Origin of the sequence: Caballeronia sp. DA-9 (assembly GCF_051615025.1) — a bacterium.
In the GTDB taxonomy this organism is placed as follows: domain Bacteria; phylum Pseudomonadota; class Gammaproteobacteria; order Burkholderiales; family Burkholderiaceae; genus Caballeronia; species Caballeronia sordidicola.
Map to the genome: position 1 here is coordinate 72,747 of NZ_CP195133.1, position 14,819 is coordinate 87,565.

14 protein-coding genes and 1 tRNA gene are annotated in these 14,819 nt (G+C 59.3%); 9 read left to right on the forward strand and 6 right to left on the reverse strand.

Annotated features, from left to right (window positions below):
* Positions 1-242: 242 nt before the first annotated feature.
* Positions 243-560 carry a DUF4148 domain-containing protein gene (locus tag ACRWA7_RS16490; RefSeq protein ID WP_438394987.1) on the forward strand — a complete coding sequence of 106 codons (318 nt, stop codon included), beginning with the start codon at positions 243-245 and terminating at the stop codon, positions 558-560.
* Between the two features lie 218 nt (positions 561-778).
* A complete protein-coding gene (locus tag ACRWA7_RS16495) occupies positions 779-949 on the forward strand; it encodes a hypothetical protein (RefSeq protein WP_167353900.1) in 171 nt (56 codons plus the stop codon).
* Between the two features lie 65 nt (positions 950-1,014).
* On the opposite strand, the gene ACRWA7_RS16500 is transcribed toward ACRWA7_RS16495, so the two are convergent.
* Both ACRWA7_RS16500 and ACRWA7_RS16505 read right to left on the reverse strand, forming a co-directional pair.
* The gene (locus ACRWA7_RS16500; RefSeq protein ID WP_060817549.1) at positions 1,015-1,254 is read right to left on the reverse strand and encodes a hypothetical protein; all 240 of its coding nucleotides are present in this window, start codon (positions 1,252-1,254) and stop codon (positions 1,015-1,017) included.
* A 187-nt stretch (positions 1,255-1,441) separates the two neighbouring features.
* A tRNA-Lys gene (locus ACRWA7_RS16505) sits at positions 1,442-1,517 on the reverse strand.
* Between the two features lie 205 nt (positions 1,518-1,722).
* Between ACRWA7_RS16505 and ACRWA7_RS16510 the strand changes: the two genes are divergently transcribed.
* Genes ACRWA7_RS16510 through ACRWA7_RS16520 form a run of 3 tightly spaced genes read left to right on the forward strand, consistent with a single transcriptional unit; the run spans position 1,723 to position 3,511 of the window.
* Positions 1,723-2,127 carry a PaaI family thioesterase gene (locus tag ACRWA7_RS16510; RefSeq protein WP_060817782.1) on the forward strand — a complete coding sequence of 135 codons (405 nt, stop codon included), beginning with the start codon at positions 1,723-1,725 and terminating at the stop codon, positions 2,125-2,127.
* Positions 2,128-2,133: 6 nt separating this feature from the next.
* A complete protein-coding gene (locus ACRWA7_RS16515; protein WP_438394989.1) occupies positions 2,134-3,018 on the forward strand; it encodes a patatin-like phospholipase family protein in 885 nt (294 codons plus the stop codon).
* 16 nt (positions 3,019-3,034) lie between these two features.
* Positions 3,035-3,511: an OsmC family protein gene (locus tag ACRWA7_RS16520; RefSeq protein ID WP_438394990.1), complete on the forward strand. Its 477-nt coding sequence runs from the start codon at positions 3,035-3,037 to the stop codon at positions 3,509-3,511.
* 1 nt (position 3,512) lies between these two features.
* Here the strand turns inward: ACRWA7_RS16520 and ACRWA7_RS16525 are convergent, their stop codons facing one another.
* Positions 3,513-4,526, reverse strand: a complete 1,014-nt coding sequence (locus ACRWA7_RS16525; RefSeq protein WP_438396859.1) for a D-2-hydroxyacid dehydrogenase family protein — start codon at positions 4,524-4,526, stop codon at positions 3,513-3,515.
* Between the two features lie 496 nt (positions 4,527-5,022).
* On the opposite strand from ACRWA7_RS16525, the gene ACRWA7_RS16530 reads away from it, so the two are divergent.
* Entirely contained in the window at positions 5,023-6,873 is a 1,851-nt protein-coding gene (locus tag ACRWA7_RS16530) for a phosphoenolpyruvate carboxykinase (GTP) (RefSeq protein ID WP_438394991.1), read from the forward strand.
* 325 nt (positions 6,874-7,198) lie between these two features.
* On the forward strand, positions 7,199-8,332 hold the full coding sequence (locus tag ACRWA7_RS16535; protein ID WP_060817545.1) for a LysR family transcriptional regulator: 1,134 nt from the start codon (positions 7,199-7,201) through the stop codon (positions 8,330-8,332).
* Positions 8,333-8,418: 86 nt separating this feature from the next.
* On the opposite strand, the gene ACRWA7_RS16540 is transcribed toward ACRWA7_RS16535, so the two are convergent.
* The 3 genes from ACRWA7_RS16540 to dprA all read right to left on the reverse strand — a co-directional run bounded on the left by ACRWA7_RS16540 (position 8,419) and on the right by dprA (position 13,037).
* Positions 8,419-11,067 carry a DNA topoisomerase III gene (locus tag ACRWA7_RS16540; RefSeq protein WP_438394992.1) on the reverse strand — a complete coding sequence of 883 codons (2,649 nt, stop codon included), beginning with the start codon at positions 11,065-11,067 and terminating at the stop codon, positions 8,419-8,421.
* 213 nt (positions 11,068-11,280) lie between these two features.
* Complete coding sequence (locus ACRWA7_RS16545; RefSeq protein WP_438394993.1) at positions 11,281-11,658, reverse strand: thioredoxin family protein; 378 nt, start codon at positions 11,656-11,658, stop codon at positions 11,281-11,283.
* 92 nt (positions 11,659-11,750) lie between these two features.
* On the reverse strand, positions 11,751-13,037 hold the full coding sequence (gene dprA, locus ACRWA7_RS16550; protein ID WP_438394994.1) for a DNA-processing protein DprA: 1,287 nt from the start codon (positions 13,035-13,037) through the stop codon (positions 11,751-11,753).
* Positions 13,038-13,250: 213 nt separating this feature from the next.
* Between dprA and def the strand changes: the two genes are divergently transcribed.
* Both def and fmt read left to right on the forward strand, forming a co-directional pair.
* Positions 13,251-13,754, forward strand: a complete 504-nt coding sequence (gene def / locus ACRWA7_RS16555) for a peptide deformylase (RefSeq protein ID WP_060817542.1) — start codon at positions 13,251-13,253, stop codon at positions 13,752-13,754.
* A gap of 49 nt (positions 13,755-13,803) precedes the next feature.
* Positions 13,804-14,796, forward strand: coding sequence for a methionyl-tRNA formyltransferase (gene fmt / locus ACRWA7_RS16560; protein ID WP_438394995.1), 993 nt, complete (start codon positions 13,804-13,806; stop codon positions 14,794-14,796).
* Positions 14,797-14,819: the final 23 nt, after the last annotated feature.

Sequence of the window (14,819 nt, forward strand, 5' to 3'; positions counted from 1 at the left end):
TCAAGGTCAAAGGAGCGAGCGCTCAGTGTCCCATCTTCTATTTTTTTTCGCGTGCCACGGACATCCGATATTTTATTTGTAAGCGTATCAACCGAGGTCGAAGGCATTTAGGGTTTACACCTAAATTCACAATAATCTCTTGCCTGCTTAGGGCTTAATTTTCGGACTTGGCTTACCTAGACTGTATCCATAGAACGCGATCAACGTTGATCGCGGGAAAACAAAAGTCGGAGGTAAGCATCATGAAGTCACTTATTCAAGCCGTTGTGGTTGCCGCGGTCCTGGCTGTCCCAGCAGTAAGCTTTGCTCAATCGAATCAACCGCTTACCCGCGCTCAAGTAAAGGCGGAACTGGTTCAGATCGAAGCCGCCGGCTATAACCCTGCCACTGCAAATGATTACGACTACCCTGCGAACATTCAGGCTGCAGAAGCGCGGGTAGCGGCGCAGAATGGCGCCCAAACGGGTTACGGCGGTGTATCGAGCGGTACGTCCGATTCCGGTTCAAATGTTCATTCCGCGACAGGCGACAGTGTCCGTTCCGTCTATATGGGTCACTAATCTTATCGGGATCTGGCAATAGAATTTCTTTTCATATCATTTCTACTGCCGTGCGCTAAGCAGTTCGCTTCTTTTTAAGCCCAGATAAGAACCTCCTCCACCGGGCCGCCCGGTGGATTTGCCCAGCTTCATTGTCTGGGCTTTTTTACGCCGGTTTCGTGTTTCGATAAGCGTGACCTACACTGTAATAACCGGCGAGGCATTTGAAGGAGGCGCCCGTGACTGAGTCAATGATTGGCTTTGTTGTAGGTCTTGCGGTTTTGATCGTAATGGCGGCGGTGCTAGGGCGGCGGTATAGGCGGGATCATCCCGAGAATTCGGACGGCCCGGCGAAGATGCGTGAGTGGCTCGATACACATCACATGAGCTGGCTGCATCACAAACACTGAAGCGCTCTAAAAAACACGAAGCCCGCGATTCCGCGGGCTTCGTGTTTTATTCGTGCGAACAGCCGCTACGCGTGACCGGCCGGTTTCAGGTTTCTTGGAGGCTTTCGTCCATCCGCTTCCGCCTTTCCGTATTCAATTGCAAAGCGGCACGCGTCGTCCGGTTCGTTGAAGTAGCCGAGCACGCCAGACGCCCAGCGCGCGCCATCAGGCTTGGTGACGATGATCATCGATGCAAAACTGCCGCGCTCGCCTGCGGCAAGCGGCATCAGGACGTGGTCGTTATAACTTACTGGAATGGCATGCATTCGGCCTCCCGCTGAACAAATCCAGAATCTCGAGCGTGTAATTCTGGGGGCTTTCGGCATTTGCCATTGTGAGGAATTGCAAAAAAGGGAAACAGCGCGTGCGGAATGATTATTCTTCTGATGGAAGCGCGCAAAAGCAAAAGCAAAAGGCCGGTTAGCTTTTTTGCTAACCGGCCTTTCAAATACTTGGTGGGGCGTGACAGATTCGAACTGTCGACCTACGGATTAAGAGTCCGCTGCTCTACCAGCTGAGCTAACGCCCCGGAAAAACTGAATCCGAATTATAGCGACGTTTTCTCGAGTTGCGCAACTATCGGCGCTACAAAATCCGGAATTCCCTCCCAATGACAGCCGAAAGCGTGGGCGCATATGGCGCGGCCGTTCATCCGTTATCTCGAAAATTGAATGCGGGAACCGTTATCATGGCGTTCGAGCGGCGAACGGCCGTGCTTAAAACAGCCAGACATCATGGACGATTCCGCTATCCGCACTTTGCTCGAAACCACCTTCGCGCCGTGGATTCGTGACCTGGGGTTATCGCTGGAAAGCGCTTCGGACGAGCGCGTCACGCTCCGCCTGCCGCATGCCGACAAACTGCGTCACGCGGGCGGCGTGATCTGCGGCCAGGTTTTCATGGCCGCCGCCGATACCGCCATGATCGTTGCCATTTCGCACGCACTCGGCGGTTTCCAGCCGATGACCACCGTTTCCCTGACCACGAGTTTCCTGCGTCCCGTGAAAGCCGGCGATGTCCTTGTCACCGCGGTCATTCTGCGTCGCGGCCGCAATCTGGTCTTCGGCGAAATCGAACTCCACGATGAAACCGGTGCGCTCGCCGCGCACGCGACCACCACTGTCATGCTTCTCGCCTAAAAAACCATGTTCGATCAAGTCGTATTCGCCGGCGGCGGCAACCGCTGCTGGTGGCAGGCCGGTTTCTGGGACGTCGTCCAGCCGGAACTGAAGCTGCGTCCGCGCGTCATCACCAGCATCTCGGCAGGCGCGGCCACGGCGTGCATGCTTTACACGAATCACTCGGAATGGGTGATGGACTATTACTCCCACGTGCTGCGCGATAACTCGAAGAACGCGTATTGGGGCAATTTGCTGCGCAGCGAATCGGTGTTTCCGCACTATCGGATATACCGGCAGGCATTGCTGGATATCTATGGCGACCGGTTTCAAACGTTGAAGGCTGCGCCGGAAATTCGTATTGGTGTGTCGCATTTGCCGCGTTGGCTCGGCGCACGCAGTGCGGTGGCGGCGGGACTGATCGCCTATAACATCGAGAAATACGTGCGCAAGAAGTTGCATCCGACACTTGGGCAAGCGCTCGGTTTTCATCCGGAATTCGTAAAGGCGCAAGAGTGCGCGACGGTCGAGGATCTCGCTGATCTGATCCTGCAATCGTCGAGCACGCCGCCGTTCACGCCGGTTCTGCGCCGGCAGGGGCGGCCCGTGCTCGATGGCGGCATGGTCGACAATGTGCCGGTGGGCGCGCTGGATGCATCGCCGGGACTGGTTCTGGTGATGGTGACGCGCGTGTATCCGCGCCCGCGGATATTCATGGTCGAGCACGGCGAACATGGGAAGCACCGCGACCAGCGCCGCGTCTATGTGCAGCCGTCGCGGAAGGTGCCGATTTCATCGTGGGACTACACGAGTCCGGCGCTGATGCGGCCGGCGTACGATCTGGGACGCGCGGACGGCGAGCAATTTCTCATCCGCTTGCCCGAAGTGCTGAGCGCAGCGGCGCAACACTGAACGGGAGTGTCGAACGATGACCAAACAGCACAAGTACACGCTGCAAGTCGCCTGGACCGGCGATCAGGGTTCAGGCACGTCGAGCTACGACGCTTACTCGCGCGACCATCTGGTGCGCGCGGCGAACAAGCCTGCCATTGAAGCATCGAGCGATCCGGCCTTTCGCGGCGATGCCACGCGCCACAATCCGGAGGAGCTTTTCGTCGCGTCGCTCTCGTCGTGCCACATGCTCTGGTATCTGCATCTGTGCGCCGTGAACGGCGTTGTGGTGACGGGCTACGTGGACGATCCCATCGGCACAATGGAAGAAACGAAGCAGGGAAGCGGCCGTTTCACCGACGTTCTTTTGCGCCCGCAAGTGCTCATAGGCGCGGGCGGCGACCTGAAGCTGGCGGAACGCCTGCACGAGGAAGCGCATGCGTTCTGCTTTCTCGCGAACTCGGTGAACTTCCCCGTCCGATGCGAACCGTCCATCGAAATTTCGACGATCTGAATTATCGCCGGCGTCCACCAACCAGTGCTTCCGGATTGGCGACGCTGGATGTGTCGCCGGCGTCGAAAGCGAGAATGTTCTTGAACGCCGCCGAAAAATACAGCTCGTAGCTCTCACGTTCCACATAGCCAATGTGCGGCGTGCAAATGACGTTTTCCATGCGCAGCAGGCTGTAACCCTGCAGGATCGGCTCGCTCTCGTACACATCGATAGCAACCATGCCCGGCCGGTTGTGATGCAGCGCGTTGAGCAGCGCGTTTTCCTCAAGCAACTCGGCCCGGCTCGTATTCACAAACAACGCAGTCGGTTTCATGCGCATCAGATCCGCTGCCGTGACAATGCCGCGGGTTTCGTCGTTCAGACGCAGATGCAGCGAGAGCACGTCGCTTTGCTCGAACAACGCCTCGCGGCTCTCGGCAACGTCGATGCTATCGGCGTGCGCGGCGGCTTGCGAATGCTCGCGCCCCCACACCACCACCTTCATGCCGAACGCCTTGCCATAGCCGGCAAGTATCTGGCCGATCTTGCCGTAACCCCAGATGCCAAGCGTCTGGCCGCGCAGCACTTGCCCGAGTCCGAAGTTTGGCGGCAACGCGGATGTCTTCAGCCCGGATTGCTGCCACGCGCCTTGCTTGAGGTTCGCGACGTACTGCGGAATGCGCCGCTGCGCCGCCATGATCAGCGCCCACGTCAATTCGGCCGGAGCGATCGGCGACCCGGTGCCTTCCAGAACGGCAATCCCGCGCTCCGTACAAGCGTCGAGTTCAATGTGGCCGCCCACCTTGCCGGTCTGGCTGATCATGCGCAGCCGCGGCAATTTATCGAGCAGCTGGGAGCTGATTCGGGTGCGCTCCCGGATCAAAACCAGGGCTTCGACTTCCGAAAGTCTGCTAGCCAACTGTCCGAGCCCGCGCACCGTGTTATTGAAGACCTTGACTTCGTGATCTGCGAGCAGATTGAAGCAATCAAGCTTACGAACGGCATCTTGGTAGTCGTCGAGAATGGCAATTTTGATTGGCATGGATTGGCTTTTGATAGGCATCAAACGTGCTGCAGAAATTCGAAGATGGACAGGAAACGACGAGCTAAGTTCGGGTAATTACGTATAAATTCACCGAAATCCAGGCATCGCGTCTTGTTAAGCTGCTATTGCGCTGTCGTGGTAATTGCCGGCCGCCAACAGCTAATGAACGAATATCGAATGCGTTTCGAATGCGCAGCGAGCCATCCAGCGACTCATTGGCTCATTCACGCATCGCCAAAGCCGGAAAACCGGCAATCGATGGAGACATTCCTATCTCTTTTTAACAGTTTGTTCCGTGCCGACGCAAGCCGCGATTCAGACGGCAGTCGGCGCCAGACCCGTCAACTCCCGACGCAAGCCTTGGTTTTGTGTCGCCACCAGCGCGTGAGTTCCGCCGTGCAGAGCATCTGGCGACCTGAAATGCGCCTCTCGCGAGCAGCGCCGGCGGGTTGCAACCGTTTTCTCTTCCAAGAACGGAGTGTGCTCGATGAACCAGCCCGCAGTGGTGGACCAAAATGTCGCCGGCAGTGAAGCGCCAGCATATGTCAAGAACCGCAAGCTCATCGACTGGGTACAGCAGATTGCGGCGCTTGCCAGGCCGGACCGGATTGAATGGTGCGACGGATCGGTGGCGGAATACGATCGTTTATCCCAGCAGATGGTCGACGCGGGCACCCTCAAGCGCCTCAATCCCGCAAAAAGACCGAATTCCTACCTGGCGTGTTCCGATCCGTCTGACGTCGCGCGCGTCGAGGACCGCACGTATATATGTTCGGCGCGCTCTGAAGAGGCTGGTCCAACGAACAACTGGATCGATCCGAAGGAAATGCGGGGCACACTGAACGGCCTGTTCGACGGCTGCATGCGCGGACGCACGATGTATGTCGTGCCGTTTTCCATGGGGCCGCTCGGTTCGCCCATCGCGCATATTGGCGTGGAACTGACGGACAGCCCATACGTGGTGACGAACATGCGCATCATGACGCGCATGGGCAGCGCCGTGTATGGCGTGCTGGGCACGGACGGCGAGTTCGTGCCGTGCGTGCATTCGGTCGGCGCGCCGTTGCGAGCGGAGCAAAAGGACGTGCCGTGGCCGTGCAATGACACGAAGTACATCGTCCATTTTCCGGAAAACCGCGAGATCTGGAGCTTCGGGTCGGGTTATGGCGGGAACGCGCTGCTCGGCAAGAAATGCTTCGCGCTACGGATTGCATCCACAATGGGCCGCGACGAAGGCTGGCTCGCCGAGCACATGCTGATTCTCGGCGTGACATCGCCGGAAGGGCGCAAATATCACGTCGCGGCGGCGTTCCCCTCGGCTTGCGGCAAGACCAACTTCGCCATGCTGATTCCGCCGCACGACATGTCGGGCTGGAAGGTATCGACGATTGGCGACGACATTGCTTGGATCAAGCCAGGACGCGACGGCCGTCTTTACGCGATCAATCCCGAGGCCGGCTACTTCGGCGTGGCGCCAGGCACGAGCGAGAAGACCAACTTCAACGCCATGGCAATGCTCAAGGAAAACGTCATTTTCACGAACGTGGCGCTGACCGACGATGGCGATATCTGGTGGGAAGGCATGACGGACACGCCGCCGGCGCATCTGATCGACTGGCAGGGCAAGGACTGGACGCCTGAGTCCGGCACGAAAGCCGCGCATCCGAACGCGCGGTTCACGGCCCCGGCGGCGCAGTGTCCTTCCATCGATCCCGATTGGGAAAATCCCGCGGGCGTGGCTATCGATGCGTTCATTTTCGGGGGACGCCGTTCGGACACGGTGCCGCTAGTGACGGAGGCGCGCAACTGGCGCGAGGGCGTCTACATGGCCGCGACCATGGGATCCGAAACAACGGCGGCCGCGGCCGGCCAGCAGGGCGTCGTGCGGCGCGATCCGTTCGCCATGCTGCCGTTCTGCGGCTACAACATGAGCGATTACTTCGGGCATTGGCTCAAAATGGGCGAGCGGCTCACGCAGCTCAACGCGAAGCTGGCAAAGTTTTTCTGCGTGAACTGGTTCCGCAAGGGCGCGGACGGTAAGTTTGCGTGGCCCGGTTTTGGCGACAACATGCGCGTACTGACGTGGATGATTGGGCGTATAGATGGCACGGCGAAAGGCGAAGAACATGCGTTCGGATTTTCGCCGGGCTATGGCGACATCGACTGGGGCAAGCTTGATTTCTCGCATGAGCAATTTGAGCGGGTGATCTCGGTGCAGGACTCCGCATGGCGTGCGGAACTGGAACTTCACGACGAATTGTTCAAAAAACTGGCTCAAGGGCTCCCGCAAGAACTCGCCGAAACCAAGCTGGGCATTGAGCAACGCCTGTCGGCGTAATAATTCGAGCGCGGGATTAGTGACGGAAGTCGACATAATCAACGACAAGTCGTTATGTAGGCGGCATCCCGTCATTTCCCTGCTTTACTGCGTCAAAATTGCCTGAGCCAGCTTTTCAAAATTGGGTCGTGAATACTTTTCGGGCGTGGGTGTTCCGGATTCAGCAACAATCGATCTTCTTTCACCTTACTGCTTGGTAAAGTCGAAATCTTTTATCGGGAAAAGTGAGATTTCCGGCAACTTCTGCACGAAAACGCGAGTCCTAGGATAATTCCGAATTGCTTCAGGAATTTAAAAGAGGCCGTCTAGCAGCAGGAGTAGTCTCATGGATCATTTGCAGTCGATGAAAGTATTCGTCCGAGTGGCGGATCTTGGCAGTTTTGCCCGCGCAGCCGGCGCCATGGATATCTCGAACGCCGTGGCGACGCGCCATATTGCGGATCTGGAAGGGCGGCTCGGCACGCGTCTGCTCAACCGCACGACGCGCAGCCTCTCGCTGACCGAATCGGGTCAGGTCTATCTGGAACGCGCGCGGCAGATCCTCGATGAACTCGAAGACGTCGAACAAATGGTCGTGGCACGCAACCACGAGCCAGTTGGATCGCTACGAATTGTCGCACCCGTCGTGTTTGGCTTGCATAACCTTGCGCCGGTTTTGCAGACGTATGCGCAGCGCTATCCGAAGGTGGTGCCCGACGTGACGCTGGTCGACCGGCAGGTCGATCTGGTTGAAGAAGGTTTCGACGTGGGTATTGTGATCGCGCGCCAGATGCGCAGCGCGAGCATTGTCACGCGACGCCTGACGACCGGCTGCCTGACTGTCTGCGCCACGCCCGCGTATCTTGAAAAGCACGGCGTGCCCTCACGGCCTGAAGATCTGGCTGAACATCCGTCGCTCAGTTTGCCATCGGAATATTTCGGCGATGAGCGCGTGTTCACCGGTCCCGAAGGCGAAGTGCGCGTGCGGCCGACGAACGTGATCGTGGCGAACAATACCGAGATGCTGCGGCAGTTCGCGCTGCTTGGCATGGGTATCGCGATCCTGCCGAGCTACCTGATCGGCAACGACACCACGCGTGGCAAGCTGGTGAGGCTCTTGGGCGACTACAAGCTGCCGCAGGTCGAGATCAACGTGGCGTATCCGAGCCGCCGCCATTTGCCGGCGAAGGTGCGCACGTTCATCGATCACCTTGTTGAGTATTTCAGCAAGACGCCGAATCACCAGCTTGGCGAACAGTGGGTGAAGGACGGCGCGCTGCAGCCGGGTTCTCCCGCCATCAACGACGACGACAGCGAGCCTTTGGTTGCTCATGCGGCATATGCGGAGGCGGAAGGCGGCTCGCGTTTTGAATCCCGTCCCACTGACGCTGCTAACGCCCCTTCCGATGACAGCAAGCTCAATGGCAAGCCGGTCAAGTCGCGCACGCGTTCGCCGCTATCCATGCCGTCGCCGTTCTGATGGAGAGGACTTTGCCGTGCGTCACTGTATGAAAGAAAAAGCCCGCGAATCGCGGGCTTTTTCGATTGGTGCCGGCCTCAGGGAAATTAACCCGTCTTCCGAGCCGCCGCCTTCTTCGCTGCAACTTTCTTCGCAGGCGCTTTCTTCGCCGCAGCCTTTGCAACCGTTTTCTTCGCCGCGACAGTCTTCGCCGCGACAGCTACGTCGCCGTCGCCCTCGTCTTCTGCTTCTGGCGCCGCCGCACCGCGTTTAACGGCGGTCTTCGCGCCCGGCTTCGGCTCCTTCTTCTCAAACTCGAAGCCAATCTTGCCGTCCGGCTGCTTCACAAGGAACGCCTTGAAGTTGCGGCCCGTACGCGACGACTTGAAGCCAGTCAGCAGGTCCGTGCGTCCTTCTTCGAGCAACTTCGTCATCTGCTCGCGCGACATTTCCTGCTGCAGAATCACCTTGCCCGAGCGGAAATCGCAGGTTTTCGGATTCGCGACCGAGTTCTCGCAGACATAGCTCATGCCGTGTTCGTACACTTTCGAGTGACATTTCGGGCAAGCGCCAACCGGGGTTTGGTCCGAGAAATCCACGGGTTCGCCATCTTCGCCGCCGGAGTCCTGACCGAAGTCGAACTCGAGCTTCCAGTTCTTGATTTCGTCGTCGAAAGCGAGCTTCAGGATTGCCGAGAACGGCCGGCCCATCTTGCTGCGGAAACCGGACAGCGGCCCAATGGTCTTGTCCCTGATCAACTGCTCGACTTCGGGAATCTCGAACTGCCGTCCGCCAGGAATCTTGGACATCGAGAATTCGCACTTCGTACAAGCGAATCGCCGATAGTTCTCCTTGATCTGGCTGCCGCAATTGGGGCACGGCGTTTCGAGCGTCGCATAGTCGCCGGGAATGGTGTCCGAGTCGTATTCCTTCGCGCGCTTCACGATGGTCTGCGTCATGCGCGCGATTTCCTGCATGAACTCGTCGCGCGGGAGATTGCCGCGTTCCATCTGCGACAGCTTGTGCTCCCACTCGCCGGTCAGCTCCGGCGCCGTCAGTTCCTCTACGCCCAGGCCGCGCAGCAAGGTCATCAACTGGAACGCCTTGGCCGTTGGAATCAGCTCGCGGCCTTCGCGCACCATGTACTTCTCGCCCAGCAGCCCTTCAATGATCGCCGCCCGCGTGGCTGGCGTTCCCAGTCCCTTCGCCGCCATTGCCTCGCGCAACTCTTCGTCTTCCACGAGTTTGCCCGCGCCTTCCATAGCCGAGAGCAACGACGCCTCGTTGTATCGAGCAGGTGGTTTCGTGACGAGGCCATGCGCCGCGACCTTTTCGACGTCGACCTTCTCGTCCTTCTGGACTTGCACGAGGTTGTCGTCGTCGCCGCTGACTTCCTTGCCGTAGACCTGCAGCCAGCCCGGCTCGACCAGCACCTTGCCTTCAGTCTTGAAGTGATGACCCGCGACTTCGGTAATCCGCGTGGTGACCAGGTATTCGGCTGCCGGGAAAAACACCGCGAGGAAACGCTTCACGACGAGGTCGTACAGCTTCTGCTCCGGTTCCGACAAGGATTTCGGCGCCTGCAGAGTCGGGATGATGGCGAAGTGATCGCTGATCTTGGAATTATCGAAGATGCGCTTGTTCGGCTTCACCCAGCCCTTGTCCAGGACCTGTTTCGCGTGCGGCAAATAGTTGTTGCTCTCCTTCAGCATGGCGAGCGTGTCTTTTACCGTCGGGATGTAGTCCTCGGGCAGCGCGCGGGCATCCGTACGCGGGTAGGTAAGGACCTTGTGCTTCTCATACAACGCCTGGGCCAGGCCGAGCGTGTTCTTCGCCGAAAAACCGAAGCGGCCATTGGCCTCGCGCTGCAGGCTCGTCAAGTCGAACAGCAAGGGCGACATCTGCGTGGACGGCTTGGCTTCTTCCGTAACGGTGCCGGTCTTGCCGCGGCAAGCCGCAACAATCGATTCGGCGGCGGGCAAGCTCCACAGCCGCGAATCGCGCTGTTCCGGATCGCCTTCGACGCGCTTGAATTTCGGGTCGAACCAGCGTCCTTCGTAAATCCCTTTCGCCGCGATGAATTCAGCGCGCACTTCCCAGTAATCGCGCGGCACGAACCGGCGAATCTTTTCTTCACGTTCCACGACAATAGACAACGTTGGCGTCTGAACGCGGCCAACGGTGGTCAGGAAGAAACCGCCGCCCTTGCTGTTGAACGCGGTCATTGCGCGCGTGCCGTTGATGCCCACCAGCCAGTCGGCTTCAGAGCGGCAACGGGCGGCATCGGCAAGAGGCTGCATGTCGGCGTCGCTGCGCAGGTTCGCGAAACCTTCGCGAATGGAGCCGGCCGTCATGGACTGGAGCCAAAGGCGCTGCACCGGCTGTTTGGCCTTCGCGTGCTGCGCGATCAGGCGGAAAATCAGCTCGCCTTCGCGCCCCGCGTCGCAGGCGTTGATCAGCCGGTCAATGTCCTTGCGCTTGAGCAGCTTGGTCAGCACCTTCAGGCGCGATTCGCTTTTTGCGATCGGATTCAGGTCGAAATGCGGCGGAATGACCGGCAGATTGGCGAAACTCCACTTGCCGCGCTTGACGTCGTATTCCTCGGGCGCGGCAATTTCCAGCAAATGGCCCACCGCCGACGACAGTACGTAGTCGTCGCTCTCGTAATATTCGTCATGCTTTGTGAAACCGCCCAAAGCGCGCGCGATGTCGTTCGCGACAGAAGGCTTTTCAGCAATGATCAGGGCTTTGGACATGACTCGATTCTAGTTAGGGACTGGCATGAGGCCGGTTTCCGCGGCTTGGTTCGCGGGGTTCGGGCTCGTTAACGTCCGCTTTATAGCATATGGCGTGCGGCGCGCGGTTTGGCTTTTAGCGAAACGCGCGCTGCCGAACGGTGAATGTGGGCGCTTCGTGATCCAACCGTCAAAGACGTTTCACTTGGCGGGTGCGTTTTTCTTGAGCGGAGTCTATGCGGTGACCAGCGCGGGCCGTATTTTGGGTGCTCCGGTCATGCCCGGCAATGCGCTCAGGTCCGTCAACATCCTCGCAACAATGGACGTTTGCGGCAAAACCGTGCCGAAAAACCGCGTGGTCACAGCGTCCTCGATCAATATGGTCGGGAAGTTCTCCACGTCGAGGTCGTCGAACCGGTCCGCCTGATTTTCAATATCGATCCACGCAAAACAGATGTCCGGATGGGCATCTGCAAGCTTGTCGAAACCTTCCCGATAATCCCGGCACGTCCCGCACCACTCGGCGCACAGGCAGGCGACGAGCAGCGTGCCGGCGCTGGCCATGCGCTCGGCGATCTGGTCGGCGTCGGTGTCGAGATTCAGCGCGGGCATGATTCCTTTTGGTCCTTGCGTCGTTGTCCTGGGCGTTTGGTGCGGCGTAGCAAACGGCTGATTTTGTGGCGAATGTAGCATGACGCCAAAGATCAGCGCTCGACGCGGATAAATCGGCCGCCCGGCAACGCGCCGATCCGCCCCGACATTTCAAGTTGCAGCAGCAGGCTTTGTAACGTTGCGCCATCCATTTCGGTGCGTTGACCGAGAATTTCAAGCGTGGCGGGGGAATGACCGAGGGCGTCGAGCAGACGGTCGGCGTCGGGATTTTCAACTTTCGCCGATGCCCACGACGCGGTCGCCGGCCGGTTGATCCTGGCGCTTTGCAGTTCCAACGCGAACTCGTCTTCGTTTGGTTCGCGCTCACTGAGGTTTTTCACCACGCGCGTCTTGCCGCGTTTTCGCGGGGCCGCCGCGGTTTCAGTTTCAGTCGTTACGTGAATGCCAAACTCTTCAAGAATGTCCTCGGGCGTTTCAACGAGCTTCGCCCCTTGCTTGATCATCCGATGACACCCGCGCGAAAGCGGCGCGTGGATCGATCCGGGTATGGCGAACACATCGCGTCCCATTTCGTTCGCGAGCCGCGCGGTGATCAGCGACCCCGAACGCATGGCCGCTTCGACAATCAACACGCCGCTCGAAAGTCCGGCAATCAGCCGGTTGCGCTGAGGAAAATTCGCTGACCGCGCGGGTGTTCCGAGCGGCCACTCGGAGACAATTACGCCGTTTTCCGCGATTTCATGCGCGAGCGCGTGATGCAGCGACGGATAAACCAGATCCGCGCCGGTTCCGATCACGGCAATCGTGCTGCCCGGTCCGCTCAAGCCGCCGCGATGCGCGGCGCCGTCAATTCCGAGCGCAAGCCCCGACACAATGGCGAGCGCCGCATTGGAAAGCGCTTGAGCGAAGCGCTTTGCGTCTTCAATACCTTGTGGCGTCGCGCTCCGGCTGCCGACAATCGCCACCGCCCGCGATTGCAGCAAGTCCAGCCGTCCCTTTACATATAGCAAGGGCGGCGGATCGGGCATGGTCAGGAGCGCCGGTGGATAAGCGGTATCGGCAAGCGTGACGATTGCATTACCTTTGATGGACGCCCATTCAAGCGTGCGCGCGAGGCATTCCTCGAAGGAGCCGAGTTCCGAACCGGGCGGCGGCGCGAGCACGGCGCGCGCCGCTTTCTCGCCGGCGATACCCGCAAGCGCACCGAACGATTGATTAAGCACAGCGTGCGGACTGCCGAATTCCGCAAGCAGCGCGCGCAATGCAATGGGCGGCAAACCGCTCGCGTTTGCGAGCCGCAGCCAGGCTGAAACGTCCTCCGGGTCGGTTGCGCCCAGGCGGGGCGCGGCGTCGGCCGTCGGCAACAGGAAAGGCGTCATGTTAAAATTTTCATATACCGAAATAAAAAAGCTTGGCCGGGCGACCACGTTCAGGGCGCGCGGGACCAGGGCGTTGCCGCAAAATTCGCGGCGCTGAACGGGCGTTGAAGTACGTTCATTCAGCCCAATCATCTTCCGGATACCGGCAATCTTTTACAACCTGGCCGAATGGCCGACTATCGCGCGCCACGGCGTGCATCGATAATCTGAATCATGGCTCTGCTACACATACTCACCTACCCGGACAAGCGGCTGCACAAGGTCGCGAAACCCGTAGAAGTCGTCGACGACCGGATTCGCAAGCTCGTCGCCGACATGGCCGAAACCATGTACGCGGCGCCCGGCGTCGGCCTGGCCGCAACGCAGGTGGACGCACACGAACGCGTGATCGTGATCGACGTCTCGGACACGCATGACCAGCTTCAGGCGTTCATCAACCCTGAAATCATCTGGTCGAGCGACGAGAAGAAAGATCATGAGGAAGGCTGCCTGTCAGTTCCGGGCATCTACGACTTTGTCGAGCGGCCGGAAAAGGTCCGCGTGCGGGCGCTGAACGAGAAGGGCGAAACCTTCGAGATTGACTGCGAAGGTTTGCTGGCCGTGTGTATCCAGCATGAGATGGATCACCTGATGGGACGTGTGTTTGTTGAATACCTGTCGTCGCTCAAGCAGACGCGGATTCGCGGCAAGATGAAAAAGCTCGAAAAGGCGCTGTGACGCGTCGATTCATGAAGTTTGATGCGGGAATTTGCAGGTTGGCGGATCGATGACTCAAAAGCTGCGTGTCGTGTTTGCAGGAACGCCTGAATTTGCGGCTGTCGCGTTGGCTGCTATTCATGCTGCCGGTTTTCATGTGCCGCTCGTATTGACGCAACCCGACCGGCCGGCTGGGCGTGGCATGAAACTGGCCGCGAGTCCGGTGAAGAGGTTTGCGCTCGAGCACGGCCTGGAAGTCGCGCAACCGACGTCTTTGCGTCGTAACGGCAAGTATCCGGAAGAGGCGGTTGCCGCTATTGAGCGGCTGAAGGAGACGCCGTACGACGTCATGGTGGTCGCGGCATACGGCCTGATCCTGCCGCAGGAAGTTATCGACATACCACGGTTCGGCGCAATCAACATCCACGGTTCGCTTTTGCCACGCTGGCGGGGCGCCGCGCCGATTCATCGCGCGATTGAAGCGGGGGACACCGAGACCGGCATCACGATCATGCAGATGGACGCCGGCCTCGACACCGGCGCCATGATCCGTGAAGGGCGCATTGGCATCGAGGCGCGGGACACAACTGCGACGCTGCACGACCGCATGGCGCAACTGGGCGCGGATCTCATAGTCGGCACCCTGCGCGATCTGGAGCGCGACGGCGCTCTGCCTTCAACGCCACAGCCACAAGATGGCGCAACTTACGCAGAAAAAATCGCGAAACACGAAGCGGCGCTCGACTGGCGTCGTCCGGCGAGTGCGCTGGCGCGGCAAATTCGCGCATTCGATCCGTTTCCCGGCGCGTTCGGGACCATCGGGGGCGTTGCGGTGAAGATCTGGGCCGCTGAACCTGTCGAGTTGAAGGCAGACGCAGAGGCGGGTGTAATCCTGGAAAGCGATGCTGAGGGTTTGGTCGTGGCCTGCGGTCGGGGCGCGCTACGCCTTACGCAATTGCAAAAACCGGGCGGCAAGCGCTTGCCGGTGCGCGAATTCCTGGCTGGATCGCCTATTGTGAAAGGGCAGCGCTTCGAGCTTCGGGAAGTCGCGCCAGGCGCCTGAATCAAATTCGATTGCAACTCTCC